Annotated in this window: 28 protein-coding genes and 1 pseudogene; 8 read left to right on the top strand and 21 right to left on the bottom strand. The window is 55.9% G+C overall.

Annotated features, from left to right (window positions below; translation table 11 throughout):
* Positions 1-123: 123 nt before the first annotated feature.
* The 8 genes and pseudogenes from ACLJQJ_RS09305 to ACLJQJ_RS09270 all read left to right on the top strand — a co-directional run.
* A pseudogene (locus tag ACLJQJ_RS09305) lies at positions 124-216 on the top strand (heavy metal-binding domain-containing protein); the annotation flags it as partial.
* Positions 217-474: 258 nt separating this feature from the next.
* Entirely contained in the window at positions 475-2,751 is a 2,277-nt protein-coding gene (gene phsA / locus ACLJQJ_RS09300; protein ID WP_001523462.1) for a thiosulfate reductase PhsA, read from the top strand.
* A gap of 14 nt (positions 2,752-2,765) precedes the next feature.
* Positions 2,766-3,344 carry a thiosulfate reductase electron transport protein PhsB gene (gene phsB / locus ACLJQJ_RS09295; protein ID WP_001016236.1) on the top strand — a complete coding sequence of 193 codons (579 nt, stop codon included), beginning with the start codon at positions 2,766-2,768 and terminating at the stop codon, positions 3,342-3,344.
* On the top strand, positions 3,341-4,105 hold the full coding sequence (gene phsC, locus ACLJQJ_RS09290; protein ID WP_001092553.1) for a thiosulfate reductase cytochrome B subunit: 765 nt from the start codon (positions 3,341-3,343) through the stop codon (positions 4,103-4,105). Before phsB ends, phsC begins: the two co-directional genes overlap by 4 nt.
* 123 nt (positions 4,106-4,228) lie before the next feature.
* A complete protein-coding gene (dacD, locus tag ACLJQJ_RS09285) occupies positions 4,229-5,401 on the top strand; it encodes a serine-type D-Ala-D-Ala carboxypeptidase DacD (protein ID WP_063809129.1) in 1,173 nt (390 codons plus the stop codon).
* Positions 5,402-5,551: 150 nt separating this feature from the next.
* Entirely contained in the window at positions 5,552-6,019 is a 468-nt protein-coding gene (sbmC, locus tag ACLJQJ_RS09280) for a DNA gyrase inhibitor SbmC (RefSeq protein ID WP_000384326.1), read from the top strand.
* Positions 6,020-6,137: 118 nt separating this feature from the next.
* On the top strand, positions 6,138-7,196 hold the full coding sequence (locus tag ACLJQJ_RS09275) for an FUSC family protein (protein WP_001200854.1): 1,059 nt from the start codon (positions 6,138-6,140) through the stop codon (positions 7,194-7,196).
* Positions 7,197-7,440: 244 nt separating this feature from the next.
* The gene (locus tag ACLJQJ_RS09270; RefSeq protein WP_000450405.1) at positions 7,441-7,776 is read left to right on the top strand and encodes a DUF496 family protein; all 336 of its coding nucleotides are present in this window, start codon (positions 7,441-7,443) and stop codon (positions 7,774-7,776) included.
* Positions 7,777-7,809: 33 nt separating this feature from the next.
* On the opposite strand, the gene pduX is transcribed toward ACLJQJ_RS09270, so the two are convergent.
* The 21 genes from pduX to pduA form a co-directional block, all read right to left on the bottom strand.
* Positions 7,810-8,676 (bottom strand): L-threonine kinase PduX, encoded by an 867-nt coding sequence (gene pduX / locus ACLJQJ_RS09265; protein ID WP_001533066.1) that lies wholly within the window; start codon positions 8,674-8,676, stop codon positions 7,810-7,812.
* Between the two features lie 93 nt (positions 8,677-8,769).
* Positions 8,770-9,984, bottom strand: a complete 1,215-nt coding sequence (pduW, locus tag ACLJQJ_RS09260) for a propanediol utilization propionate kinase PduW (RefSeq protein ID WP_000120647.1) — start codon at positions 9,982-9,984, stop codon at positions 8,770-8,772.
* The gene (gene pduV / locus ACLJQJ_RS09255) at positions 9,969-10,421 is read right to left on the bottom strand and encodes a propanediol utilization protein PduV (protein WP_023201213.1); all 453 of its coding nucleotides are present in this window, start codon (positions 10,419-10,421) and stop codon (positions 9,969-9,971) included. Before pduV ends, pduW begins: the two co-directional genes overlap by 16 nt.
* A 4-nt stretch (positions 10,422-10,425) precedes the next feature.
* On the bottom strand, positions 10,426-10,776 hold the full coding sequence (pduU, locus tag ACLJQJ_RS09250; RefSeq protein ID WP_024157046.1) for a propanediol utilization microcompartment protein PduU: 351 nt from the start codon (positions 10,774-10,776) through the stop codon (positions 10,426-10,428).
* Positions 10,776-11,330, bottom strand: a complete 555-nt coding sequence (gene pduT, locus ACLJQJ_RS09245; RefSeq protein WP_000075772.1) for a propanediol utilization microcompartment protein PduT — start codon at positions 11,328-11,330, stop codon at positions 10,776-10,778. Before pduT ends, pduU begins: the two co-directional genes overlap by 1 nt.
* Before the next feature lie 2 nt (positions 11,331-11,332).
* Complete coding sequence (gene pduS, locus ACLJQJ_RS09240) at positions 11,333-12,688, bottom strand: cobalamin reductase PduS (protein WP_023206426.1); 1,356 nt, start codon at positions 12,686-12,688, stop codon at positions 11,333-11,335.
* Positions 12,685-13,797: a 1-propanol dehydrogenase PduQ gene (pduQ, locus tag ACLJQJ_RS09235; RefSeq protein WP_001091464.1), complete on the bottom strand. Its 1,113-nt coding sequence runs from the start codon at positions 13,795-13,797 to the stop codon at positions 12,685-12,687. Before pduQ ends, pduS begins: the two co-directional genes overlap by 4 nt.
* An 11-nt stretch (positions 13,798-13,808) precedes the next feature.
* Entirely contained in the window at positions 13,809-15,203 is a 1,395-nt protein-coding gene (pduP, locus tag ACLJQJ_RS09230; protein ID WP_001097688.1) for a CoA-acylating propionaldehyde dehydrogenase PduP, read from the bottom strand.
* Entirely contained in the window at positions 15,200-16,210 is a 1,011-nt protein-coding gene (gene pduO, locus ACLJQJ_RS09225; RefSeq protein WP_001029486.1) for a two-domain cob(I)yrinic acid a,c-diamide adenosyltransferase PduO, read from the bottom strand. Before pduO ends, pduP begins: the two co-directional genes overlap by 4 nt.
* A 9-nt stretch (positions 16,211-16,219) precedes the next feature.
* On the bottom strand, positions 16,220-16,495 hold the full coding sequence (gene pduN / locus ACLJQJ_RS09220; protein ID WP_000549825.1) for a propanediol utilization microcompartment protein PduN: 276 nt from the start codon (positions 16,493-16,495) through the stop codon (positions 16,220-16,222).
* Positions 16,496-16,498: 3 nt separating this feature from the next.
* On the bottom strand, positions 16,499-16,990 hold the full coding sequence (pduM, locus tag ACLJQJ_RS09215; protein ID WP_001012966.1) for a propanediol utilization microcompartment protein PduM: 492 nt from the start codon (positions 16,988-16,990) through the stop codon (positions 16,499-16,501).
* Positions 16,987-17,619, bottom strand: coding sequence for a phosphate propanoyltransferase (locus ACLJQJ_RS09210; RefSeq protein WP_000356733.1), 633 nt, complete (start codon positions 17,617-17,619; stop codon positions 16,987-16,989). Before ACLJQJ_RS09210 ends, pduM begins: the two co-directional genes overlap by 4 nt.
* Positions 17,619-18,101 carry a propanediol utilization microcompartment protein PduK gene (gene pduK, locus ACLJQJ_RS09205; RefSeq protein WP_001284381.1) on the bottom strand — a complete coding sequence of 161 codons (483 nt, stop codon included), beginning with the start codon at positions 18,099-18,101 and terminating at the stop codon, positions 17,619-17,621. The genes ACLJQJ_RS09210 and pduK overlap by 1 nt, the downstream gene beginning before the upstream one ends.
* Before the next feature lie 3 nt (positions 18,102-18,104).
* Positions 18,105-18,380: a propanediol utilization microcompartment protein PduJ gene (pduJ, locus tag ACLJQJ_RS09200; protein WP_001057755.1), complete on the bottom strand. Its 276-nt coding sequence runs from the start codon at positions 18,378-18,380 to the stop codon at positions 18,105-18,107.
* An 18-nt stretch (positions 18,381-18,398) separates the two neighbouring features.
* Positions 18,399-18,749 carry a propanediol dehydratase reactivase beta subunit PduH gene (gene pduH, locus ACLJQJ_RS09195; protein ID WP_000377978.1) on the bottom strand — a complete coding sequence of 117 codons (351 nt, stop codon included), beginning with the start codon at positions 18,747-18,749 and terminating at the stop codon, positions 18,399-18,401.
* Entirely contained in the window at positions 18,739-20,571 is a 1,833-nt protein-coding gene (pduG, locus tag ACLJQJ_RS09190) for a propanediol dehydratase reactivase alpha subunit PduG (RefSeq protein ID WP_023206670.1), read from the bottom strand. The genes pduH and pduG overlap by 11 nt, the downstream gene beginning before the upstream one ends.
* Before the next feature lie 206 nt (positions 20,572-20,777).
* Positions 20,778-21,299 (bottom strand): propanediol dehydratase small subunit PduE, encoded by a 522-nt coding sequence (gene pduE / locus ACLJQJ_RS09185; protein ID WP_001090598.1) that lies wholly within the window; start codon positions 21,297-21,299, stop codon positions 20,778-20,780.
* A gap of 14 nt (positions 21,300-21,313) precedes the next feature.
* Positions 21,314-21,988: a propanediol dehydratase medium subunit PduD gene (pduD, locus tag ACLJQJ_RS09180; protein ID WP_000405049.1), complete on the bottom strand. Its 675-nt coding sequence runs from the start codon at positions 21,986-21,988 to the stop codon at positions 21,314-21,316.
* 10 nt (positions 21,989-21,998) lie between these two features.
* A complete protein-coding gene (gene pduC / locus ACLJQJ_RS09175) occupies positions 21,999-23,663 on the bottom strand; it encodes a propanediol dehydratase large subunit PduC (RefSeq protein WP_001256896.1) in 1,665 nt (554 codons plus the stop codon).
* A gap of 18 nt (positions 23,664-23,681) precedes the next feature.
* Entirely contained in the window at positions 23,682-24,494 is an 813-nt protein-coding gene (gene pduB / locus ACLJQJ_RS09170; protein ID WP_000097500.1) for a propanediol utilization microcompartment protein PduB, read from the bottom strand.
* Positions 24,491-24,775, bottom strand: coding sequence for a propanediol utilization microcompartment protein PduA (gene pduA, locus ACLJQJ_RS09165; RefSeq protein ID WP_001183618.1), 285 nt, complete (start codon positions 24,773-24,775; stop codon positions 24,491-24,493). Before pduA ends, pduB begins: the two co-directional genes overlap by 4 nt.
* Between the last annotated feature and the right edge of the window lie 350 nt (positions 24,776-25,125).

Below are 25,125 nucleotides of genomic sequence, written 5' to 3'. Positions count from 1 at the left end.
CATCATGTCACCGTATTGTGGGACGCTGACGTATCTGCGGAAAAATCAGGGCATAAGGGAGCGGGTCGGGTAACGAAGCCCGTGTGCACGCAAAAGTAAACCCGCTTCGATGCTCAACCAGCGTTTTTCACCGGCATTCGGGATATCGTCGGCGGACATTCCGGCGCGTATGAGAAAGAACTGCGTAAAGCGCGTGAAATCGCTTTTCAGGAAATAATCGTTTTCTTTTAAATATTATTACGTGTTATTGGAATTGTATCATTTTTATAATTAACAGCGGGTTGTTTGGTAATTCTGCTGATTATTCAATGACAGTCCATGTGCGTGTTCAGGAAATGTAAAATATTTATAAAATAAAAGGTTTTATCGTGTGGCGTGTTCATTTTAACAACTATTTCAAATTGTGATTGAAGCCGACATTTCATAATACAAATTAAATATAATCTTCAGCTATATCTAATAACAGGAGGTTATATGAGCATTAGTCGTCGTTCTTTTTTGCAGGGGGTAGGCATCGGCTGCTCTGCCTGCGCGCTGGGCGCTTTTCCGCCCGGGGCGCTGGCGCGCAACCCGATTGCCGGCATTAACGGTAAAACCACGCTAACGCCAAGCTTGTGCGAAATGTGTTCCTTTCGTTGCCCTATTCAGGCGCAGGTAGTCAATAACAAGACCGTTTTTATCCAGGGCAATCCTTCTGCGCCGCAGCAGGGGACGCGCATATGCGCCAGGGGCGGGAGCGGCGTCAGCCTGGTCAATGACCCGCAACGGATTGTAAAACCTATGAAACGCACCGGGCCACGCGGCGACGGTGAATGGCAGGTGATTAGCTGGCAACAGGCTTACCAGGAAATCGCGGCGAAAATGAATGCCATCAAAGCGCAGCATGGCCCCGAGAGCGTGGCTTTCTCTTCCAAATCGGGCTCGCTCTCCAGCCATCTTTTCCATCTGGCTACGGCCTTTGGTTCGCCTAATACCTTTACTCACGCCTCAACATGCCCTGCCGGGAAAGCCATTGCGGCAAAAGTGATGATGGGCGGCGATCTGGCGATGGATATCGCTAACACGCGCTATCTGGTTTCGTTTGGCCACAATTTGTATGAAGGGATTGAAGTTGCCGATACCCATGAGTTAATGACCGCGCAGGAGAAGGGGGCCAAAATGGTGAGCTTCGATCCGCGTCTGTCGATATTTTCCAGCAAGGCGGATGAGTGGCACGCTATTCGTCCCGGGGGGGATTTAGCGGTTCTGCTGGCGATGTGCCACGTCATGATTGATGAACAACTCTACGATGCGTCTTTTGTTGAGCGTTATACCAGCGGATTTGAACAGTTAGCACAGGCGGTAAAAGAGACGACGCCGGAATGGGCCGCCGCACAGGCCGATGTCCCAGCCGACGTTATTGTCCGGGTGACACGCGAACTGGCCGCCTGCGCGCCTCACGCTATTGTCAGTCCTGGTCATCGCGCGACGTTCTCGCAGGAAGAGATCGATATGCGGCGTATGATTTTTACGCTTAATGTGCTGCTCGGTAATATTGAGCGCGAAGGCGGGCTATACCAGAAAAAAAACGCGTCGGTTTACAACAAACTGGCCGGAGAAAAGGTCGCGCCAACGCTGGCGAAACTCAACATTAAAAATATGCCGAAACCGACGGCGCAACGAATCGATTTGGTCGCACCGCAGTTTAAATATATCGCCGCTGGCGGCGGCGTGGTGCAAAGCATTATTGACGCGGTGTTAACCCAGAAGCCTTACCCGATAAAGGCGTGGATTATGTCGCGGCATAATCCTTTCCAGACCGTCACCTGTCGTTCGGACCTGGTAAAAACCGTTGAGCAACTGGATCTGGTGGTCAGCTGCGATGTCTATTTGAGCGAGAGCGCGGCGTATGCCGACTATCTGCTGCCGGAATGCACTTATCTCGAACGGGACGAAGAGGTATCGGATATGTCGGGACTGCACCCGGCTTACGCTCTGCGCCAACAGGTCGTAGAGCCGATTGGCGAGGCGCGTCCGAGTTGGCAAATCTGGAAAGAGCTTGGCGAGCAGTTGGGATTAGGGCAGTACTATCCGTGGCAGGATATGCAGACGCGCCAACTCTATCAGTTGAACGGCGACCATGCCTTAGCGAAGGAACTGCGACAGAAAGGGTATCTCGAATGGGGCGTTCCGCTGCTATTACGCGAACCAGAATCCGTTCGCCAGTTTACGGCGCGTTACCCCGGCGCTATCGCGACGGACAGCGACAACACCTATGGCGAACAGCTTCGCTTCAAATCGCCCTCCGGCAAAATCGAACTTTATTCCGCAACCCTGGAGGAATTGCTCCCAGGCTACGGCGTTCCACGCGTTCGTGACTTTGCGCTTAAAAAAGAGAATGAGCTTTACTTCATTCAGGGCAAGGTGGCCGTGCATACCAATGGCGCGACGCAGTACGTACCTTTACTCAGCGAGCTAATGTGGGATAACGCGGTCTGGGTCCATCCGCAAACGGCGCAAGAAAAAGGCATTAAGACCGGCGATGAGATCTGGCTGGAAAATGCTACGGGTAAAGAGAAAGGTAAGGCGCTGGTGACGCCCGGTATCCGTCCGGACACGCTTTTTGTCTATATGGGATTTGGCGCTAAAGCTGGGGCCAAAACGGCGGCGACGACACACGGTATCCACTGTGGCAATTTACTGCCGCACGTGACGAGTCCGGTATCCGGTACGGTAGTGCATACCGCAGGCGTGACGCTGAGCCGGGCATGAGGGAGGAGGGAACCATGAATCATTTAACGAATCAGTACGTCATGCTGCATGATGAAAAACGTTGTATCGGCTGCCAGGCGTGTACCGTTGCCTGCAAAGTGCTTAATGACGTACCGGAGGGATTTAGCCGCGTACAGGTACAAATTCGCGCCCCTGAACAGGCATCCAACGCACTAACCCATTTTCAATTTGTCCGCGTCTCCTGTCAGCACTGTGAAAATGCGCCATGTGTCAGCGTTTGTCCTACCGGAGCGTCATATCGTGATGAAAACGGGATCGTGCAGGTGGATAAATCGCGCTGTATTGGCTGCGATTATTGTGTTGCCGCGTGTCCTTTCCATGTGCGCTATTTGAATCCGCAAACCGGCGTCGCCGATAAGTGTAACTTCTGTGCCGATACGCGGTTGGCGGCTGGCCAGTCTCCGGCGTGCGTATCCGTTTGCCCAACGGACGCGCTGAAATTCGGCAGACTGGATGAGAGCGAGATCCAGCGCTGGGTCGGTCAGAAAGAGGTCTATCGCCAGCAGGAGGCGCGTAGCGGCGCGGTCAGTCTGTACCGTCGTAAAGAAGTCCATCAGGAGGGTAAAGCATGAATACTATCTGGGGAGCGGAACTACATTATGCGCCAGATTATTGGCCGCTGTGGTTAATTTATGCAGGCGTCGTGGTGCTGCTCATGCTTGTTGGGCTGGTTATCCATGCGTTATTGCGCCGGATGCTGGCGCCAAAAACGGCAGGCGGCGAAGAGCATCGTGACTATCTCTACTCGCTGGCGATTCGCCGTTGGCATTGGGGAAATGCGTTACTGTTTGTTTTATTACTGTTAAGCGGTTTATTTGGCCATTTTTCTCTCGGCCCTGTAGCGCTAATGGTACAAGTGCATACCTGGTGTGGTTTTGCCTTACTGGCTTTCTGGGTCGGGTTTGTGCTGATCAACCTCACCACAGGTAACGGGCGTCACTATCGGGTAAATTTTTCCGGACTGGTAACGCGCTGCATACGCCAGACGCGTTTTTACCTTTTTGGCATTATGAAAGGGGAAGCGCATCCGTTCGCGGCAACAGAGCAGAATAAGTTCAATCCACTGCAACAACTGGCATATCTGGCGATTATGTACGCGCTGGTACCGCTGTTAATCATCACCGGTTTGCTGTGTCTCTATCCGCAGGTTGCGGGTCTGGGCCCTGTGATGCTGGTGTTGCATATGGCGCTTGCTATCATCGGCTTACTGTTTATTTGCGCGCATCTCTATCTGTGTACTCTTGGCGACACGCCGGGACAAATTTTCCGTAGCATGGTTGACGGCTATCATCGTCATCGTACCGCGCCGCGCGGGGATAAGTCCGCCGTCTGAGCGTATCCATAAAATAAAGTCAGCAAGAAAATGTGCCTTGTGTCACATTTTCTTGCAATTTATCCATGTTTGTTTAACTGAACTTCCGTAAAAAGAACGGCAAATTGAGACCATCCTGAGGACATGCTGTTGAAACGCCGTTTGTTTATTGCCGCTTCTTTATTCGCGATGCACCTTTCTCCTGCGCTTGCGGCCGATGCCGTAAGTTTTGCTCCCCAACCGCCAGCCATTGATGCAGGCGCCTGGGTGTTGATGGATTACACTACGGGACAGGTTCTTACCGCCGGTAATGAACACCAGCAACGTAATCCCGCCAGCCTTACCAAGCTAATGACGGGCTACGTCGTCGATCGCGCCATCGATAGTCATCGTATCAGCCCTGACGATATCGTCACCGTTGGGCGCGACGCCTGGGCGAAGGATAATCCGGTGTTTGTCGGCTCCTCGTTGATGTTTTTAAAAGAAGGGGATCGCGTGTCGGTACGCGATTTAAGCCGTGGCTTAATTGTGGATTCCGGTAACGATGCCTGTGTGGCGCTGGCGGATTATATCGCGGGCGGGCAGCCGCAGTTTGTGGCGATGATGAACAGCTATGTGAAAAAACTCAATTTGCAGGATACCCATTTTGAAACCGTCCACGGTCTGGATGCGCCGGGACAACATAGCTCCGCGTATGATCTGGCCGTACTCTCCCGGGCGATTATTCACGGCGAACCTGAATTTTATCACATGTACAGCGAGAAAAGCCTGACCTGGAACGGCATCACACAGCAGAACCGCAACGGCTTGTTATGGGATAAGACCATGCATATCGATGGGCTTAAAACCGGACACACATCGGGGGCGGGATTTAATCTTATCGCATCGGCGGTGGACGGGCAGCGTCGACTTATCGCCGTCGTGATGGGAGCGAAAAGTTCGAAAGGACGCGAGGAACAGGCGCGAAAACTGTTGCTGTGGGGCCAGCAAAACTTTGCGACGGTGCAGATTTTGCACAGCGGCAAAAAAGTGGGCAGCGAGCGGATCTGGTACGGAGACAAAGAAAAGATTGCGCTGGGTACGGAACAGGATTTCTGGATGGCGCTGCCCAAAGCGGAAATTCCGCATATCAAAGCAAAATATGTGCTGGATAGAAAAGAGCTGGAGGCGCCAATCGCCGCCCATCAACGGGTAGGTGAAATAGAGCTCTACGATCGGGATAAACTGATCGCTCAGTGGCCGCTGGTCACTCTGGAATCGGTGGGTAAAGGCGGTATGTTCTCTCGTCTGAGCGACTATTTTCAGCATAAAGCGTAAGCCGTTGTCACACACCGTTCACCGTCATCTGAGGTGTCAAAAGGGCGGGATTGCGAGGTTGCTCACAAAATGATCACGCTGTCCTTGTGACCGTAAAAGGCTGTAACTATACTGTACATTCATACAGTATAGTAAAGTGACGGAGGCAGCATGGATTACGAAATCAGGCAGGAACAAAAACGCAAGATAGCCGGTTTCCACATGGTCGGTCCATGGGAACACACCGTGAAGCAGGGTTTTGAACAACTGATGACGTGGGTGGATCGACAGCGGATCGTGCCAGTTGAATGGATTGCCGTCTATTACGACAATCCAGATGTCGTACCTGCAGAAAAACTCCGCTGCGATACCGTGGTGTCCGTGGCAGAGAATTTCATCCTGCCGGACAATAGCGAAGGCGTAATCGTTACCGCCATTGAAGGCGGCGAATATGCCACTGCTGTCGCGCGAGTGGAAGACCGTGACTTTGCGAAGCCGTGGGAACGGTTTTTTGATGTCCTCGAGCAGGATAGCGCTTATCAGATAGCCTCTGCGCCCTGTTTTGAAACCTATCTGAATAACGGCATGGAAGATGGATACTGGGATATTGAAATGTATATTCCGGTACAGCGGAAGTGATCGACTGGTTTCCTGGCTGAAAAGAGCGGACGGATAATGTGTTCCGTCCGCCAGTGCGCTATTTTTGCTATAAAGCAGGTACAATGCATTTTTTGCCATTCCCGTAAGGAGCGCAAGCGTGCGTGCCGATAAGTCATTAAGCCCTTTTGAAATACGGTTGTACCGTCATTATCGCATCGTGCATGGCATACGTATCGCCCTGGCGTTCATTCTTACCTTTCTGCTGGTTCGTCTGTTTTCTATTCCCGAGGGCACATGGCCGCTAATCACGTTAGTGGTGATTATGGGGCCCATCTCATTCTGGGGAAATGTAGTGCCTCGTGCTTTTGAGCGCATAGGCGGTACGATCCTGGGCGCGGCGTTAGGGCTGGTGGCGTTACGCCTGGAGCTCTTTTCCTTACCGCTGATGCTGGTGTGGTGTGCGATAGCGATGTTTTTGTGCGGCTGGCTGGCCTTAGGGAAAAAACCGTATCAGGCGCTACTGATAGGCATAACGCTTGCCGTTGTTGTCGGTGCTCCCGCTGGTGATATGGATACGGCATTATGGCGTGGCGGGGATGTGATTTTGGGGTCGCTACTGGCAATGTTGTTTACCGGCATCTGGCCCCAGCGCGCCTTTTTGCACTGGCGCATCCAACTGGCGCATTGCGTCACGGCGTATAATCGGGTGTATCAGGCAGCGCTGTCGCCGAATTTGCTGGAGCGCCCCCGGTTGGATAAACATTTGCAACGGTTGCTGAACGATGTCGTCAAAATGCGCGGGCTGATAACGCCCGCCAGTAAAGAAACCCGGATACAAAAATCTATTTTCGAGGCCATTCAGACCATCAACCGCAATCTGGTTTGTATGCTTGAATTACAAATCAATGCCCACTGGGCGACGCGCGCCAGCCATTTTGTGATGCTTAACGCGCACACATTGCGTGAAACCCAGCAGATGACGCAGCAAACCTTGCTAACGATCGCCCACGCGTTGTTTGAAGGCAACCCGCAGCCGGTACTGGCAAACACCGGTAAACTGAATGATATTGCTGCCGAGTTGCGACAGCTAATGAACGAGCAGCAGGGCGACGCGGTGGCTGAAACCCCCATCCACGGCTATGTTTGGCTAAGTATGGAAACGGCCCGACAGTTGGAACTGCTTTCACATTTGATCTGCCGGGCTTTGCGCAAATAAAAAGCAGATGGGGCGAATGAATTTGTTGCTGCTTCGATTCAGCAAAGATTAAGAGTATGATACTAATATAAGGATAAAATGAGTGCTACTGGCAAAGATTTTATCCCCGAACCTTCAGGTTTCCCCAGACGGCGACGTAACGGTGTTTCCTCTGGCGGCTTGAAGTATGACGGGGATAAACGTAATGTTTATCCACTAGCAGTTGCTTAACGAATCCGAATCTCACATTATCAGGGGTGTAAAAATGGAAACAACCAAGCCTTCTTTCCAGGACGTGCTGGAGTTTGTTCGTCTGTTCCGTCGCAAAAATAAACTGCAGCGTGAAATTCAGGACATTGAGAAGAAGATCCGTGACAACCAGAAGCGTGTGCTGCTGCTGGACAACCTGAGCGACTACATCAAGCCAGGTATGAGCGTTGAGGCGATTCAGGGTATCATCGCCAGCATGAAAAGCGACTATGAAGATCGCGTTGATGATTACATCATTAAAAATGCCGAAATCTCCAAAGAGCGTCGCGACATTTCCAAAAAGCTGAAAGCGATGGGCGAAATGAAACACGCCGATGTAAAAGCTGAATAATGCGCTACGGCAGTGGGAGCGTATATCAGGCTCTCACTGCAGTTTGACCCCGCCTGTGACCATCTTGAGTAAATGTTGTTTTGGCCAGTGTCGGGTAAGTTTTTTCTCTGCCAGCTTACCTTTCAGACGCGCAATATCATGACGTTTCCGGTCCAGCATCAGACCCACCACGCTACCGCTATGCGCCACGTTCAATCCGTATAAATCACACTCTTCGACCAGCGACAGCAGGGCGGTAAAGCCTGGCTTAGGTAACAGCGTCTGGCTGGCGATAGCGCTAAGCGTAGCCGCCTCACCCAGTCGGAGCGGATTTTGCGTTATACAGGCTTCCTGCACCAGATTCCAGGCCTGCTGCAAGGTTGCTGAACTTGCTATTAATTTCTGCTGGCGAGGGAGACGGTGGTAATCTTGCGTGCGCAGTGTGACCGGGCTTTCCAGTACCAGCAAATCGATTGGCGGCGGTGGCTCGCAGGCGATTTGCGTGACCGCATTATTATGATCAAACAGCGTTAACTGATGAAAAACGGTGCTATCAGTGGGTTCGATTGAGACGCAAAGCTGTGCAAGGGTGGTTTCATCCAGCGAATGTCCAAGATGATGCGCCGTTGCCACTGCCGTAGCGGCAATATCTGCGGTGCTGCTGGCCATGCCTTTGGCAACGGGAATTGACGAACGCACATCGACGCGAATCTCGTTACTCCAGTGCGCAGGATACTGCCAGTGCGCCAGAACGCGCTCCACCATCGCCCGCGACAATGGGCGCTCGTTTACCAACGGCGGCGCAGCCGTGACTGCTACGGTGCTGTACCAGTCAACGGGGCAGGAGACCAGTTTCTCACTGCCCAGAATCCATCCCTGGATAAGTTCTCCGCATGAGGCGGGGCATTGCGCAACAGCCACGTTATCACCTTTCAGGTACGAATAGTGTGCGCGCATAGTGTCATGGTAAAAGCGTTATTACCATGACTTGCCGCAATGCGCCGTATAACCCTCTCAGGCTGGTACACAAAGCCCTTCCGTGGCCGGTAGCGCAATGCGCATAACGTCTTGTGCGATCATTAACTCTTCGTTGGTGTTGATGACGGCGACTTTCACCAGGGCGTTCTCCGTCTGGATAAATGTCGCATTACGCTGATTTTTCTCTTCATCAACGGCTAAGCCTAAAAATTGCAAATTATGGCAAACCGCCGATCTGGCGCGCGCTGAGTTCTCGCCAATTCCCCCAGTGAATACCAGCGCATCCAGTCCTCCCATCTGCATAATATAGCTGCCAATGGTGGCGCGAATGCGTTCGGCAAACAGAGTGAGAGCGAGTTTAGCCTGCCGGTTACCGGTATTGGCTGCCTGTTCGACATCGCGGTAATCAGACGACACGCCAGAAACGCCCAGCAAGCCTGACTCATTATTTAATAACTGATTCAACTGTTGCGGCGTTTTGCTTTCGCGCTGGGCTATCCACGGCAGAATAGAGGGATCAATATCTCCGCTACGGGTGCCCATCATCACGCCTGACTGCGGCGTAAAGCCCATCGACGTATTGACCGAACGCCCGTTCTTGATGGCGCAGATGCTGCTACCGTTTCCAAGATGACAACAAATCACCCGTAATGCGCTGAGTGGCACGCCCAGCTTTTCCGCCAGAACGCCGCTGACATACTTATGGCTGGTGCCATGAAAGCCATAACGGCGAATCCCCAGTTCCGCGTAATAATGCCAGGGAAGCGGGTAAATATAGGCGGGTTCATCCAGCGTCTGGTGAAATGCCGTATCAAACACGGCTACGGAAGGGGCATCAGGCAACAGTTGACGAAAAACGTGAATACCCAACGCGTTTACCGGGTTGTGAAGCGGGGCCAGTTCGGCAAGACGTTCGATTTGCGCTAACGTTTCATCCGTGACCAGCGTCGAGTCTTTAAAAAACTCACCGCCGTGCGCCACACGATGGCCCACCCCGTCAATGTCCCGCAGACTGTTAATGATTTGATAACCCAGCAGCTTTTCCAGAAGCAGCGTTACCGCATCGCGATGATCGGCAACGGGGACGGTTTCCTGCCATTTTTGGCTGTGCGTCTTAATTGTCACCTGCGCATCCGCCATTCCAATACGCTCAATCAGCCCCTGGCAGAGCATGTCGCCCTGCGGCATCTCCAGCAGCTGGAACTTTAACGATGAGCTACCGGCGTTAATGGCCATTATTTTGTAAGACATAAAGGTTCCTTCGAATTCAGAAAATCCAGCACGGCGTCGAGACCCGAATTATTCAACGCGCTGGTAATAAAAATCTGCCGGGCGCCAGCCTGCGTAAGCCATTCCGCAACCAGCGAAATATGCTGAGGCTCGGCGAGATCGGCTTTGGTGACAAGGCCAATCGTCGGGCGGTTCATCGGGGCGGTAAAACCCGGAGAAAAGGGCGACCACTGGGCGTCGGCATTTAACACCAGGGCGATAACGTCGGCCTCGCAGGCACTGGTTAGCAGGGCGCTATACAGGCAGCGGTTTTCCAGGTACTCGCCCGGCGTGTCGATAGCCATCGGGGACCATTCAATGGCCTGGGTTTTCTTATAATGGAGCGCTTCGCCGCGCAGGCTTTGGGTCAGCGAGGTTTTCCCGCACTGGCTGGGGCCGATAAACATCAGACGCTTCATGACGTTACGTCCGGGTGATCGAACAGGTGGTGAATTGCATCATCTCGCCCAGGGTGCGCGTCACCTGCTTAAGGGCATATTCCACGGCGGAAACGTCGCCGGTCAGCACCACGGCACCGGTAAAGCGGTCAAGAAAACCAATTTCCACCGCGCCGGATTTGGTGGCGATATCGCAGGCGATAATCGACGCCTCGCTCGGCGTGATGGTAAGGATGCCAATGGCGGACACCGCATCCGTCAGACCCAGCTTCTTAAAGAGATCTTTCCCTGGATTAGCAATCAGGTGCGCGAGAGTGACCTGTTTCCCCGGCACGTATTCCTGAATCATGCGATCCGTTGTCGGTTGTCTTTCCATTATCCCTCCACCATCTGTCGCCACATGGCTTCATGCGGGCGCGGGATCACCGAACGGTAAACCAGCAACCCTTTCTCGCCCGCGCTTTCGCTGGCAACCGTCACGGCGTTATTGACGTCAGAAACGTCGCCCGCCACCACCATGTAGCATTTACCGCCGATGCCGAAGGCCATATGCACCCGCACCAGGGTGACGTTTGAGCCTTTCACCGCCCGGTCTGCGGCGCTAATGCAGGCCGCCACGCTCCAGGTTTCGACGATACCTACCGCCTGGCGCTTATCGACGCTGTTCAGGCCGCTGATGGCCGGAAGTACGCTGGGATGAATATTTGCCAGCACCAGGCTATCGACGAGCATTTCGCCGGCCTGCGATGTACCGGTTTCAATGGCCTGCTGGATAGCGCCGATATCGCCGCCCAGCATCAGTAAAAACTTCCCTGGGCAGATGGTCTTGCTGACCAGTAGATCGACGTTGGCGCTTTTCAGCATGGCATCACCAAGCTCCATGCCTTTGGCGATGCTGGTGAGTTCTAAAATTCCTATAGCCTGAGACATGGTTAACCTCTTACAACCGTGATGGCCTGTTCGCTGATGGCCGATACAACGCCGTCGATGCTGGCGTGAATGGGTGCGCCGAGCGCGCCAGGCGGGACATCGGCAACGCATTGCCCGCGCGTCACGCGTTCTCCCACCGCAACGTTCGCTACCGCGCTGGCACCAATATGCTGGCGCAGCTGCAAAGTGATTTTTTCTACTGACGGCTCTTCTTCAACCAGCGGCGCTTCCTGGTACCAGGGGCTTAGTCCCAGTTTGGCGATCAGCCGCTTCACCGGCACCAGGCGATATTTCGCCATTTCGTCGGCCGGGTTCAGCGGCCCTACGTAGCGCTGGTTTTGCGCCCGCAGCTCGCGTTTTAACATGCGGTTGATGCGCATCGGCGAGATCCCCACCGGGCAGGCCACGCTTTCGCAAACGTTGCATTCCGAGCAGGTAAGGGCGCTCAGCAGCAGCTGTGGCGTGGCGGCCTGGTGAAAGTTCACCGCCCGCACCAGCAGGTGCGGAGAGAGTTCGTGGCCGATCAGGTGTCGTGGGCAGAGATCGGTACACAGTCGGCACTGTTCGCAGACGGTGCGCGCGACGGAAAGCACCGTGCGCTCGTCCTGCATTCTGCGCTGGATAAGCAGATGGCTTTTGGGGAGCACCAGCAGGCCGCCGGTAGTTTTCGTCACCGGGTTATCAAGAGAGGTAATCAGGCCACCCATCATCGGGCCGCCGTTAATAAAACCAGGATCGTCGACCGTTGCGCCGCCCGCCAGCGCCAGCACTTCATGCAGTGACATGCCGATAGGAACGGTAACGGTCAACGGTCTGGCGACCGCGCCGTTCACGGTCAACGTGCGACGAGTGACCGGAAACTGCTGCTCGACCGCCCGGGCAATATTCAGCACCGTTTGCACGTTATTGACGACCACGCCGACGCTGGCCGGTAGCGCAGCCGGGGCGACCCGACGACCGGTTGCCATCCAGATAGTCAGCACCTCATCGCCCGCCGGATAAACATCCGGCAGAATATGCAGGCGGATACCGGCGGGCAGTAGCGGGGTAAGGGCGTCGATGGCCCGGCGGTATTTTTCTTTCAGGGCAATCACCCCTTCGCGCGCGCCGGTCGCCGTCATGGCGTACTGTACGCCGCGCACAAGGCGCGCAGCTTGCTGCCACATCAGTTGCTGGTCAACTTTGAGCATCGGTTCACACTCGGCGGCGTTCACCAGAAAAATCTCTACCTGCGCCTGTAGTTTGACGTGAGCGGGAAAACCTGCGCCGCCCGCGCCGACAACGCCCGCTGCGCGAACGCGCTCACGAATTTCATCAGCGCTATAAGACATTTCAACGACGTTGACGGCGGTACTCATAGCAGTTCCTCCAGCAGTTCCCGAATGGCTTCGGCATTGGCCGGGCGCGGGTTAGTGCGCAGCGTAACGTCAGCCAGCGCAGCCTGCACCATCGCCGGAATGCGTGCGGAAAAGTCGGATCTTCCTTCTTTAAGCGCAACGGCCAGTGAGGGAAGGGCACAGCGTTGCTTAAGCAGTTCGATTTGCTGAATCAGCGCATTGATCGCCGCAACGTCATTGGCTTCTGCCGGGCAAAAACCGCAGGCTTTGGCCATCCGCGCGTAGCGTTTGGCGGCGCGCGGGTCACCCGCGTTAAAGCGGATCACCGCCGTGAGCAGCAGCGCATTGGCCAGCCCGTGCGGCAGATGGAACTGTCCGCCGAGCTGGTGGGCTATCGCGTGGTTAAGCCCCAGCCCCGCCTGGCTGAAGGCCATCCCGGCGAGCGTTGAGGCATTGTGCATTTTCCCGCGCGTCGCCACGCAGTCGCCTTTTTCCACCGCCGTGGGCAGATACTGGAACACCAGTTTGGCGGCTTTTTCCGCCAGCGCGTCGGTAAAGTCGCTGGCGCGCGGTGACACCCAGGCCTCCAGGGCGTGGGTCAGCACGTCCATGCCGGTGTTGGCGGTAATCTGCGGCGGTACGCTGACCACCAGCTCCGGGTCGAGGATCGCCATATCCGGATACAGCGCATTGTTGAACAGCGGATACTTGATGCCTTTATCCGGGTCGCTAATTACGCAGGCGCTGGTCACTTCCGAGCCGGTGCCGCTGGTGGTCGGGATCGCCACGCAGGTTTCGATGTTGATCCCGCTCTGCTGGCTAAACCAGACAATCGCTTTCGCCGCGTCCATTGCCGAGCCGCCGCCAAAACCGATCACCACCTGCGGTTGCAGAGCCTGCATTTGCGCAATGCCCTGCACCACGGTATGGATGGTGGGGTCCGGCGTTATCTCGCTAAAGACGCTGATGCGGTTATCTGCGGGCAGCGCGTTACGCAGGGTATCCAGCAGCGGAGAGCGCGCCAGAAAGCCATCGCAGATTATCCAGATGTGCTTATTGGTAAAGCGCTTGAGCACCGCCAGACTGCCCTGACCGCTGTACAACCGCGTTTGTAGTGAGAAGGTATTCATCGCGACCTCGGTTAGCGAATAGAAAAGCCGTTGGTCAGTACGCAGCGCCGGGAGCGGGCAAAAGTACGCGCTGACGTGGTCCCTTCACCGGTTGGTGTGGCGATAGTGAAGGTGGTAAAGCCTTCGCCGCCGACGCCGATCCCGGCATAAGAAGGGCCGTTTTTGACGAATATCGAGGTTTGCAGGGTGCGGGCCGCGAGGTTCAGGCGCGACACGTTCTGCGAGTGCATGATCGCGGTGTGATGCAACCCCTCTTCAACCTTCAGGGCCAGTGCCAGCGCGCTATCGAAATCGCTGACTTTTACCACCGGCAGCATCGGCATCAACTGTTCGCTGGTGACCCACGGATCGTCAGCGTTAACCAGCGCAATCAGCAGACGCGGCGCTTTTGCCGGGACAGCGATCCCGGCGGCTTCCAGCATGGCCGATGGGCTCTTGCCGACCAGTTTTTTATTCGCCTGGCCTTCAGGCAGGCAGACGGCGCGGAGTTTGTCGGTATCGGCAGGGCTTAGCAGCAGCGCGCCGAAGGTTTGCATTTGCTGTACCAGACGCTCGGCGACGCTCTCCACTACGATCAGGCTCTTCTCGGCAATGCAGGGCAGGTTGTAATCGAATGACGCGCCGTTAATGATATCTTCCGCCGCTTTCACCAGGTCCGCTGTTTCATCGACGATGCAGGGCGGGTTACCCGCGCCCGCGCCAATCACCTTCTTACCGCTCTTCATGCCCATTGCCACAATGCCCGGACCACCGGTAATCGCCAGTACTGCGATGCGCGGGTGGGCCATCATCTGCTGGGTCGCTTCGAAGGTGGGTTCAGCTACAGTCACCACCAGATTGCGGATGCCGCAACAGCGGAAGGCAATCTCTTCAATCAGGCTAATCAGCTTCAGAGAGACCTTTTTCGCGCCCGGATGCGGGCTAAAGTAAATACTATTGCCCGCCGCCAACATGCTGATGCTGTTATTGATGATGGTTTCCGTCGGGTTGGTGCTTGGGGCGACCGAACCGATAACGCCAAACGGTGAGTATTCAAACAGCACCATGCCGCCGTCGCCGGTCAGCGCGGTGGTGGTGAGATCTTCTACGCCCGGCGTGTTGTCCAGCGCAGCCTTGTTTTTGAGGAATTTATCTTCTTTGTTGCCCATCCCCGTTTCATTGGCGCTCTCTTCCGCCAGGGTCGCCAGCAGCGGCGTCAGCTCCTGACGCATCGCGCTGATGATAGCGCTGCGGGTTTTCAGCGGACACTGCTGATAACGTAAGAACGCCTGATGCGCGGCGTCGATAGCCTCGCTCACGGACTGGAAAATCCCTTTGCCCTGAGGCTGGGCCGGCGTTTGCGTCGGCGTGGTTAATTGCTCGCTAAGAATGGTGCGAATCAGGGTTTCGAGTTCAGAAGTATTCATTGATGAGTTCCCACGTTAATAGCCGCGATGGCGGTCTGTGCTATGTCCATGTCCTGCTCAACGCTGCCGCCGCTGATGCCAAGACCCCCAATTAATATGCCGTCGCGCCACAGGGCGTAACCGCCGCCAAAGGTGACCACTTTTCCCTGTAAATGACTTTCCAGACCGTAAAGCGCGGCACCCGGCTGAACAACATCGCTCAGCTCATGGGTCGCCGTTTTCATCGCCACTGCGGTCCATGCCTTTTTCGGCGCCAGTTCGCTGCTGACCAGCAGGGCGTCCGGCATCCGCCAGGTCACAGTTTCCGTGCCGTGCGCGTCAACGATGCTGACGACTACCGGAACCTGCAGTTGCTGCGCGCGTTCAACGGCGGCGCGGGTGAGCTGGTGCAGATCGTGAAATGAGAGGGCCACGGGCGTTGTCTCCTTGCTGCGGGTCGGCTGGCTGGCAGCCAGATAGCGCTTGCTAACTTCACGGATGATGTTGGCCTGGTGCGCATCGCTATCTTCCGCGCGGGCCAGAGCGTACAGGCAGTCCGATAAGCGGTTGATGTAGCGCATCAGCACCTGGCGTACGTTGACTTCAGTTGCCAGTTCAACCAGACGGCGTTCGGCGCGGCGCGCCAGCGTGCGGGCAAAATGTAAGCGGCTCGCGGCTTCGCAGCGTCCGGGTAAAATAAAGCTGTGCAGCGGTTCGACGCGGGCCATTGCCCGATCGATAGCGGCTTCCAGGGCCGAAATCTCTTCGCTGCTGATGTAGCGCTGTTTGGGCGACGGCTGCTCGCTGTCGCTGGCCAGCTCTGCGCTAAACCAAAAAAGTTGCTGCTGGATGGCCTCGAGTAAGGTGCGGTGATTTTCATCCGCAGCGGCGCAGGCGCACAGGCTCAGCGCGGCGTTCAGCTCATCCAGCGTGCCGTAGGCTTCAACCCGCGGGTGGGTTTTGCTCACCCGCTGGCCGGTAAACAGTGATGTGGTGCCAGCGTCACCTGTTCGGGTATAAATCGCCATAACCGCCCCTTAACGCGAAAGCGTATCTACAATGCCGACAACGGCGAGGTCGATGGCCTCATTTGGCCCGGAAAAAACGTGCCTGGCGCTGGAGCCGCCGCTGAGCAAAACCAGTTCGCCGACGCCCGCGCCGACGGAGTCCACGGCCACTTCATCGCCAGAGGTGGGCGAGGCGGGGAGTTCGCCATCGGCGCTGACCCGACGCACCAGCAGCAGCTTTTTCCCAATCAAAGAAGGTGATTTTTGCGTGGAGACAACCGCGCCCGTGACTCGTGCCAGATGCATGATTTACTCCTGCTTAATTAATTGAATATTCCGCGCATTGGCCGCGTCACGCGCCATGGCGGTCACGATGCATTTGCGGTGGACAACCACACGCCCCCGGCTTAGCAGCGCGACATCGCGATAGCTCAGCACCGAACCCGCATGCAGAACCAGCGGCAGTCCGTGCTCGTCGGTGAATACCAGCGGCAGACGAGCCAGTTTTTTTACCGGGATAACCGGCAGCAGCTGGCTGTGCAGGCTGAGCTGTACGCGGATGCCAAACGCCAGAGCATCGTGAATTTTCCGTGCTGCGGCATCGTCGGTTTCCGCATCCGCAAGCTGACCCAGCAGCGGCAGGTCGACGAGCAGGATGCGCAGCGACGCGTGCTGACAGAACAGCGCTGGACAGTCGGCATCACGAAGTTGCGTAACGCTCAGCGTCGCCGTGCTCTGGGCACGGCGCTGCAGCCGGGAGACAATCTCCTCGACAATGCGCTGCAGAGTTTCGCCGTTCATCGCGGGCCTACCAGCCGGGCAAAGGCCTGCGGGTTATCGGCACCAGCGGCGTTGGCTTCATCGGTATCAATGTGCATTTCGAGGCGCATGTCCGGTGAAACGCGAATCGCCACGTTGTTGAAAATCAGCCCGCGATCGTCGCCTTCAATCGCCACGGAGACCATATCGCCGTGGGAAACCCGCAGGATCAGCGCATCAAGCGGCGACATATGGATATGCCGCTGCGCGACGATAACCCCGGAAGGCAGCTCCAGTTCAGCAAAGGGGCTGACCAGGCGGATGCCCGGCGTCCCCTTCAGGTTGCCGGACATTCTCAGCGGCGCGGCAATCCCCAGCGTTCTCGCATCGGTACGCGAAATTTCCACCTGGCTTACCGAGCGCAGCGGGCCGAGCAGGCGCACATTTTTTAGCTGTCCTTTCGGCCCTACCAGGGTGACGGTTTGCTCCGCAGCGTATTGTCCCGGCTGCAGCAGCGCTTTTTTCTCGCTGATGGGATGGCCGGGAAACAGCCGCTCATAATCCTGTGCGGACAGGTGGATATGACGGTTTGAGACGCCCAGCGGAATAGGCCGCTGGCGCATCTCGTCGAGAACTTTACTGACCGTTGATTGCAGAAGCTCTTTATCCATTACGCTTCACCTCGCTTGCCGGAATGAATGCAAAGCGTACGAGGTTCGCCCTTCTGGCGCGGACATTTTGGATCCAGACACAGATTGCAGCTGACCAGTTCTGATTCCTGCGGGGCCTCTTCGGCTGGCGCTGCAGAAACGACATCAGCTATCTCTGACGCTTCAGGCTCAGGTTCAATGACGGAGGGGGGAGGCGTTTCTGCGAGCAGGATCCCTTCTCCGGGCCTGGCGATAACCTTGTGGGCCACCAGGCCATTCCGCTGTTCGGCGAAATGCGCACCGGTGGTGATGGCCGCCTGCACGGAGGCCACATCACCGGTAATTTTAATCACCATCCAGCCTGAACCATTGGTCTTTTCGAGGGCGAGCAGCGTGATAGAAGCGGATTTCGCCATGATATCGGCGCAGCTGATAGCCAGTGCCAGACCACAAACTTCAAGTAATCCCAGTGATTGCTTCACGCGGTGCTCCTTATTCGCCATCGATTAGGCTGATTTCGGTAAAATGGCCTCAACATCGCTGTGCGGACGCGGGATAACGTGGCAGGATTTCACTTCACCCACTACGCTTGCCGCCGCGCTGCCTGCATCTACGGCTGCTTTAACCGCGCCGACATCGCCGCGAACCATGACGGTAACCAGGCCAGAACCAATTTTTTCGTAGCCCACCAGCTGTACGTTGGCGGATTTAACCATTGCATCGGCGGCTTCAATGGCGCCGACCAGCCCTTTTGTTTCAACCAGTCCCAGTGCGTTATTCATACTGCCGTTCTCCTGTGATTAAGCATGGAGATCCCGAAAAGGGATCCCTTTGACCAGCCGTGCCGCGTTATTACCGGTATTGCGATGGGCCTGACTGTCCTGATGATGCATCAGCGTAAAAAGCGGCGCCGATGCGGGTAAATTCTTGTAATGCACGACCAGCGAGTGTCGATCGCAGGCAATGCCAACCAGCAGCGGCGAGCTGCGCGCCGCCTGCCAGGCGCTGTCAACGACATCTCCAGCCGGGTGATGCTGAAGCAGGAAAGGGATGCCTTCTTCTTCGAGACCCAGCAGCACTTCGTGCCAGAGGCTGGCGCAGTCGTTGATAACGGTAATGACGATGGCCGGGGCGCTGTGATTACTGTCCATATGCAAATTCCTTGTGCCAGGAGAGAATCAGGCCGGTGGCCACCGCGTTTCTTGGGCCTTCGCTACCGCGAATATTTCCTCGCCCGGCGACCAGGCGGTAGTGCGCCAGCGCATCGGTGACCAACTGCGGAACTTCGAAATCCAGCGACGAGCCGCCGACCAGCACCACGAACGGAATATCGCGAATGTTGCCGGTTGGACTGACCTGACGCAGCGCGCGCAGGGCGTTGGTGACAAAGACGCGTTCTTTAGCGCTGCGGCGAATGGCGCGCACTTTTTCCAGCGCTAAGTCGCCGGGAAGCGGCACCAGTTCGTCCGGTTTCACCACGCAGACGCGGGCGAACACGGTGGGAGGCAGCGGCGTCGGGAAGAACTGGACGCTGCCGTCCTCGTGGCGTAAGTGGAACAGGCTTTCGACCTTAGCCAGCGGGTATTTTTTGATCTCTTCCGCCAGATAGCGGTCTTCCAGCCCCAGTTCGCGGGCAATAATCATCGTGACCATGTCGCCTGCCCCGGCGAGATGGGTGGCGATGATTTCACCTTTAGGGTTGATGATGGAGGCATCGGTGGAGCCCGCGCCGAGGTCGAGGATCGCCAGCGGTCGGGTGGTACCCGGCGTGGTCAGCGCGCCCAGAATGGCGGCTTCAGCCTCAGCGCCGCCGATCTGCACGTCGATATTGAGCTTCTGCTCAATTTCACGGGCAATCATCGCCATCTGCAGACGGTCTGATTTCACCATCGAGGCGATGCCGACGGCCTGCTCCAGCGAGAACTCCCCGGCCAGACCGCCGGTGACGCTCACCGGAACCGAGGTGTCAACGGCCAGAAGATCCTGAATGAAAATCTCGCTGCTGGGCTTATTGGTTAGCTCGGCCATGGTCTGGCGTACGTGCTCCAGCATGCCGCCGATATTGGTCCCGGCCTCGCCGGTGACGTTGTCGAGTTTGCCGCAGCCGTCCACCGCTTTCATGATAGCTTCGGCACCGGCGGCAACATCCACGCGCACGGTACGACCCTGAGCCTGCAGCTCCAGGTTACCGGCGGGTATTGCGCGCGCTTTGACGTCTCCGGATGGCGTTTTAACCACCACGGCGGAACGGTTGCCAATCAGCGCGCGCGCCATCGGGACGATGTTTTTCGTCTCATCGGCGTTGAGGTTGAATACGGTGGCGATGCCGTAAGGGTTAGAGAGGGTTTCGATAACCTTTCCCGGCACGGCGACTTCAATCGCCGCCAGCATCCCCAGCGGAATGCGGTCGATGTACAGAACTTCATCGACAATCGGTAGCGATTTTTCCAGCCGGTTGCTGACCAGTACGCCATCGTCGCGCTGCAAAATGACGCCGGTAATCTGGTATCCGGCGCGCATTGAGGCGTTGATAACATTGGCGATATCGGCAAAATCAAAGGCTGACGATACCACCAGTATATAGGACGAGTCCGCCGGGCGGGTTAACAGCTCCTCCGGCGTAATCGTGATACCCACACCAAGGCCTACTCCGCCCGGCGTTTTTGGGTTATGGCCAATCATTGTCGATTCGGTGATGATGGTTTCGGTAATGGTTTCCATCGCCACATCGCCAATCACCGGCGTGGCTTCGTTAATGCGGATGAGCGAAATATCGCTGACATTGATCCCCGCGCGCTTTGCGACGAGGGCGAGCGCTTCCTGAATGCCGAACACGTTACGCAACGTGCCTTTGATCCCGGTCGTTTCCGCCAGCGCGCTGTGCGTAATCGTTAGTGCGCCAGTCTCATCTTGCCGCGCCAGTGCGACTTCCGTTGATGAGTTACCGATGTCAATGCCAGCTATATATCGCATCGTATATCCTTTTTCTCGTCGTACTTCAAACTGCCTTTTTGTTGGCTGCGTTCTTTCACCCGAATCACTTACTACAGTAAGCTCATCGGGGTTATGAGGGACATCCCTGTCCCTCACTAAAGCCAGCCTATGGCTGTTCAAATTCGTTCCAGACGAATTTGTCACTCACTTGCCGCCTCAATGCATCTCGAATTACTTAGAGAAAGTTAATCGTCGCCTTTGAGTTTTTTACGCTCGACATACAGCGTTGCCGCTTCGCGAACGAAAGCTGCGCAGATCTTCGCCTGATAGCGGTTTTCGAGATCGTCGGCGATAGCGAGCAGCTCTTCTTTCGTTGAACGATACGGACGAAGGGCGTTGTAGATTTCAAGAATGCGATCGTCCGGTACCGCGGTCAGTTCGGCGGCGCGTTCGAAGTTCATCGCCAGCCGGTCGCGGCCCGCATCTTTGGCGATAGACGCCTGTAAGCGCAGGGTTTCCGGGGTAATACGCATATCCTGAGCGGTGACTTTATTGCTCAGCACGTTTTCCAGCGTAAAGTCGTCCAGCGTTTTATTGGTGGCGGTTTTCACCCATTCCGGGTGTTTGTTCGCCAGCGGGTAGTCGCTGACCTTTGCGCTGCGGGACGTGCCGCCTGCCGCAGGAGCCGCTGCTGGCGCATCGCCCTGCAGGCTGTTCATGCGGCTCAATACGTCCCGGACCATCGATTCAATTGCGTCGGTATTCATGGAGTTATCCTTTATCAAAGCGCCACGCGCAGTTCCTGCGGGTTTTTGCCCGTCACGACGTACTTGGTCTCTTTAATGTGCAAAATGGCCGACTTTGCCTGGTACTTCGGGCGTGCCATCTGGTCATTGAGCGTAGGGACCGGCTGCGGTGATTCGCGTTTCGCATAACGGGCGGCGTTTTTACCAATCTGACGGTAGGTTTCCAGCGTCAGCAGCGGCGCCTGTGGGAACAGCTCCAGGTTGGAGAGCGGCGGTAGCCCCTGCTGGTGGATAACCGTAGTACCTTTCGACTGGATGCCGATGGAGATGCCGGATCCGCTCAGGCGGTTACCTTCAACGGCGACGAACGCCACGTCGGAAGATTTAAAGCAGCGAATCACGCGCGCCCTGATACCTTCTTCTTCAATACCGGCAATGACTTCGCGCAGAATGCTCTTATGCGGTAAGCCCACGATATTGACGGTTTGCGCCAGGCCAAATGCCGGGCCGACGGCGATAATGACTTCGTCCTGCTGAGTGCCCTGGCGCGCTTCGCCCACTTCGGTCAGAAAGCCGTCGCCCGCAGGCGCAGCGGTCTGTGGTGCTGTGGATGCCGCAGGCGCATTAAACGAGACGGGTTTATCGCTGCCCTTCATATCGCGGAGCACGTCTTCAATTATCTGGCGCAGCAATTTTTCATTAATTTCCATTTCTCACCCCTTAATCAATCTCGTTGGGATCAAGAGCGCCAGGGATGTTTTTAATCTCTTCCCAGCGTTCTCCCTGCAGGCGATAACCTGTTGCCGGACCGGCATAGTCATTGACGTCATTAACCGCAGAGAGCACTTGTCCGTCGCCGACGATAATGGCGGAGGTGTGCAAATAGTCGCCGGTTAGCTTGGCTTTCTGGATGTTGAGCATGTCCTGGGCCACGTCGGTAAACCCGCCCTGCGCCAGCGCTTTCACAACTTCCAGACCGTTGCGGTTTTTATTGATGATTTCCTGGGCGAACTTGATGTCTTCGACGATGTTACGCTCCGGCATATCTTTCGAACCGTGGGCATAGGTCGCGGCTTCAACTTCTTCATCGGTAATCGGCGGTAGTCCCATTCCGGCAAACACGGCCTGCAGCGCGCGGGCGGCTTTGTTACGGATGGCGATAACGTCCTCTTCGCGAACCGGGCGCAAACCGCCGTCCACTTTCAGGTCACGCTGGATAACGTTGTAGTCGTCAAAGTCTTCCGCATCTTCGTTGGAACCGGCGAACATGTTGTCGTAGTTCGGCACCGCGGAATAACCGGAGGAGATAAAGTCGGTACCCGGCAGGAACTGCATCAGCAGGCGCGCGGTACGACGCATATCGGAGTGGGTGAAGGTCTGGTCGTTACTGGAGGCGCACTCCAGATCCAGTGACGAGCAGATCAGGTTTTCCGCCAGCACGGCACGAATGCCTGATGGCACGGCAGACGGTACGCCGATACAGCTTACGGAGCCATTTTGCAGACCCTGAACGCCAGCCGCTTTGGTGATATAGATGCAGCGCGCTTCCAGATACAGCATGGATTTGCCTTCGGCGTAGCCCATCTGCACTTCGGATCCGGAGCCGGAGGTGAAGCGCATTTTCAGGCCGCGAGAGGCGTAGGAAGAGGCTAAGAAGCCTTTCGACCATGGCGTATCGTCACCGTCGGTGAAGACCGGCTCGGTGCCGTAAACGGAAATGGTTTCGGCGTAGCAGGTGTGGCCCAGCATGCCGAGCTTCAGCTCGGTGGCTTCTTCCAGGGAGCACTGCGTCAGTACGCCCGGACGACCAACCTGAGAGCCGACCAACAGCGCGATGGCGTTGAACGGCGCGTAGCGTGCTACCGCAACCGTGGTTTCTTGTTCGTCAAACCCGCGCCATGCGCCTTCGGCGGCATCGGCGGCAATTTGCACCGGGTTATCCTTGACGTTGGTGACGTGCGCCTGCTGAGACGGCGTGCGGCGTGCGCGCATTTTCTGCATCGCCATCATCATCTCAACCACGTTCATATGCGAAACCACTTCAACAATTTTCGCCGGGGTCATGGCGGTGGTCAGCGGAACGATTTCGCTGCGCTTGACGTTAGGATCGCACAGCATATTGGCAAGCTTGACCGAGTCCATCGCCATCACTTCTTCGGCGCGGTTCAGGTTGATGCCGTAGCGAGCAATAAAGTGGTCGATCAGGTCGAATTCGCTAACCGGTTTTCCGTCCAGCTCGGTCACCGCGCCGTTAACGATTTTAATCGACGGTTTTGGATCGTTCGGGCTTTCCATCGCGATAAAGCCTTCTTCGATCCACTCCTTAACAAAGCCGTCCTGATTCACAGGGCGTTTCGCCAGTGCTTCAAATCTTTTCGATCTCATGAATCAGCCTCGTGGGTATCAGATGTAGGACGGGCGATCGTTTTTCGGTTCAGAACCGAGGGTCGCAAGGACGGTTTTGCCGATTTCGCGGGCGGAGGTCACCGCCTGACGGACCGCGCCGGAGTCGCCGGAAATCACCAGAATGGCTTCGTTACTAAAGCTGGTGCCGTGCGCCGGAGAGCTGTACGCCACGACTTCAACGTTGGCTGACTTCAGGGCGGTATCGGCCATCAGTACGCCGACGGAAGCCGGAGCGCCGACGATGACGCCGCAGGCACGGCCAATCGGTGCGCCGAACGCTTTTTCCAGGGCGTAGCTGGCGCGAGCGGTGTACTGCAGCTCGATATGCCCGGCTTCGTTGCCGTAAACATCGCCGAAGGTGCGGTCCAGCTCTTTCAGCGCGACTTCGATACCGCGCTTGACGTCGGACACGTCGTTACCGCCTAAAATAATCAGCGAACCGTGGCCCGCGCCGCCTTTGGTATCGCGCGGCAGCTCAATGCTGACCACTTCGGTGTTGGTGGCTTTCACCGCTTCGTCCGCCGCCATAATGTGCGGGCCTGCGCCGGTGCGGGCGCCGAGAATACCGATGGAACGATAGCGCTTCTCAAGCTTCATCGCGTCCAGCAGGGCGGTATCGACGTTGGCGATAACCAGGCCCAGGGTATCGCCAATGGCGGTCCCGACAAATTCCGTTAAACTGCAGCTTTTTTCTGCCATAGCCGTCTCTCGTATAGGTTGGGGTTGACCAGGGATGGCCTGTTGTTCCGGCGTTGCCACACGGGCAATCACCTGCGCCATGATCTGTTCCACCAGCTCATTGCTGCTCATTGGCTAATTCCCTTCGGTAAGATTTTTTCTACATCGGTGTGAGGGCGTGGGATGACGTGTACGGCTTTCACTTCACCCACGTTGCGTGCGGCTGCGGCACCTGCATCGGTGGCCGCTTTGACCGCGCCAACATCGCCGCGCACGATGACGGTTACCAGCCCGGAGCCAATCTTTTCATAGCCCACTAACATCACATTGGCTGACTTAACCATTGCATCAGCGGCCTCTATGGCTGCGGTTAAGCCTTTGGTTTCTACCATTCCTAGTGCTTCTTGTTGCATAAAGACCTCGCATGGAGTGTTCCGATAGTGGGGACTATAAGAAGATGCGAGGAAAAAGAATGGCTGACTTGCTGTTGAGCATCAGAAAATAATGAGAAAGCAATATGACTAAATTGCCTTTTATTTTTATAACTCATTGATAATCAATATTTAATTTATTATTGTCTATATGATTATTTTGTTTTTATCATTTCATTTTTACATTTTTGTTAGTGACGAGAGTATTTTTATTTGATATGGCGAAAGACGCAAAATGTGATGCTTATTCGAAATTGATAAGTTGGCTTGTGCAATATTTTATTATTTCCACAGGCGTATTTTATAGCTCAAATTTCCCGTGTGATGGGCTG

It is taken from the genome of Salmonella sp. SAL04202 (genome assembly GCF_046550775.1).
GTDB classification, from domain to species: Bacteria; Pseudomonadota; Gammaproteobacteria; order Enterobacterales; family Enterobacteriaceae; genus Salmonella; species Salmonella enterica.
This window is presented reverse-complemented; position numbering and strand designations above follow the sequence as displayed.

Bases quoted from the DNA above. Each gene is read 5' to 3' on its own strand.
- phsA (WP_001523462.1), top strand. From the start codon at position 475: ATGAGCATTAGTCGTCGTTCTTTTTTGCAGGGGGTAGGCATCGGCTGC.
- phsB (WP_001016236.1), top strand. From the start codon at position 2,766: ATGAATCATTTAACGAATCAGTACGTCATGCTGCATGATGAAAAACGT.
- phsC (WP_001092553.1), top strand. From the start codon at position 3,341: ATGAATACTATCTGGGGAGCGGAACTACATTATGCGCCAGATTATTGG.
- dacD (WP_063809129.1), top strand. From the start codon at position 4,229: ATGCTGTTGAAACGCCGTTTGTTTATTGCCGCTTCTTTATTCGCGATG.
- sbmC (WP_000384326.1), top strand. From the start codon at position 5,552: ATGGATTACGAAATCAGGCAGGAACAAAAACGCAAGATAGCCGGTTTC.
- ACLJQJ_RS09270 (WP_000450405.1), top strand. From the start codon at position 7,441: ATGGAAACAACCAAGCCTTCTTTCCAGGACGTGCTGGAGTTTGTTCGT.
- pduW (WP_000120647.1), bottom strand. From the start codon at position 9,984: ATGTCTTACAAAATAATGGCCATTAACGCCGGTAGCTCATCGTTAAAG.
- pduV (WP_023201213.1), bottom strand. From the start codon at position 10,421: ATGAAGCGTCTGATGTTTATCGGCCCCAGCCAGTGCGGGAAAACCTCG.
- pduU (WP_024157046.1), bottom strand. From the start codon at position 10,776: ATGGAAAGACAACCGACAACGGATCGCATGATTCAGGAATACGTGCCG.
- pduT (WP_000075772.1), bottom strand. From the start codon at position 11,330: ATGTCTCAGGCTATAGGAATTTTAGAACTCACCAGCATCGCCAAAGGC.
- pduS (WP_023206426.1), bottom strand. From the start codon at position 12,688: ATGAGTACCGCCGTCAACGTCGTTGAAATGTCTTATAGCGCTGATGAA.
- pduQ (WP_001091464.1), bottom strand. From the start codon at position 13,797: ATGAATACCTTCTCACTACAAACGCGGTTGTACAGCGGTCAGGGCAGT.
- pduP (WP_001097688.1), bottom strand. From the start codon at position 15,203: ATGAATACTTCTGAACTCGAAACCCTGATTCGCACCATTCTTAGCGAG.
- pduO (WP_001029486.1), bottom strand. From the start codon at position 16,210: ATGGCGATTTATACCCGAACAGGTGACGCTGGCACCACATCACTGTTT.
- pduN (WP_000549825.1), bottom strand. From the start codon at position 16,495: ATGCATCTGGCACGAGTCACGGGCGCGGTTGTCTCCACGCAAAAATCA.
- pduM (WP_001012966.1), bottom strand. From the start codon at position 16,990: ATGAACGGCGAAACTCTGCAGCGCATTGTCGAGGAGATTGTCTCCCGG.
- ACLJQJ_RS09210 (WP_000356733.1), bottom strand. From the start codon at position 17,619: ATGGATAAAGAGCTTCTGCAATCAACGGTCAGTAAAGTTCTCGACGAG.
- pduK (WP_001284381.1), bottom strand. From the start codon at position 18,101: ATGGCGAATAAGGAGCACCGCGTGAAGCAATCACTGGGATTACTTGAA.
- pduJ (WP_001057755.1), bottom strand. From the start codon at position 18,380: ATGAATAACGCACTGGGACTGGTTGAAACAAAAGGGCTGGTCGGCGCC.
- pduH (WP_000377978.1), bottom strand. From the start codon at position 18,749: ATGGACAGTAATCACAGCGCCCCGGCCATCGTCATTACCGTTATCAAC.
- pduG (WP_023206670.1), bottom strand. From the start codon at position 20,571: ATGCGATATATAGCTGGCATTGACATCGGTAACTCATCAACGGAAGTC.
- pduE (WP_001090598.1), bottom strand. From the start codon at position 21,299: ATGAATACCGACGCAATTGAATCGATGGTCCGGGACGTATTGAGCCGC.
- pduD (WP_000405049.1), bottom strand. From the start codon at position 21,988: ATGGAAATTAATGAAAAATTGCTGCGCCAGATAATTGAAGACGTGCTC.
- pduC (WP_001256896.1), bottom strand. From the start codon at position 23,663: ATGAGATCGAAAAGATTTGAAGCACTGGCGAAACGCCCTGTGAATCAG.
- pduB (WP_000097500.1), bottom strand. From the start codon at position 24,494: ATGAGCAGCAATGAGCTGGTGGAACAGATCATGGCGCAGGTGATTGCC.
- pduA (WP_001183618.1), bottom strand. From the start codon at position 24,775: ATGCAACAAGAAGCACTAGGAATGGTAGAAACCAAAGGCTTAACCGCA.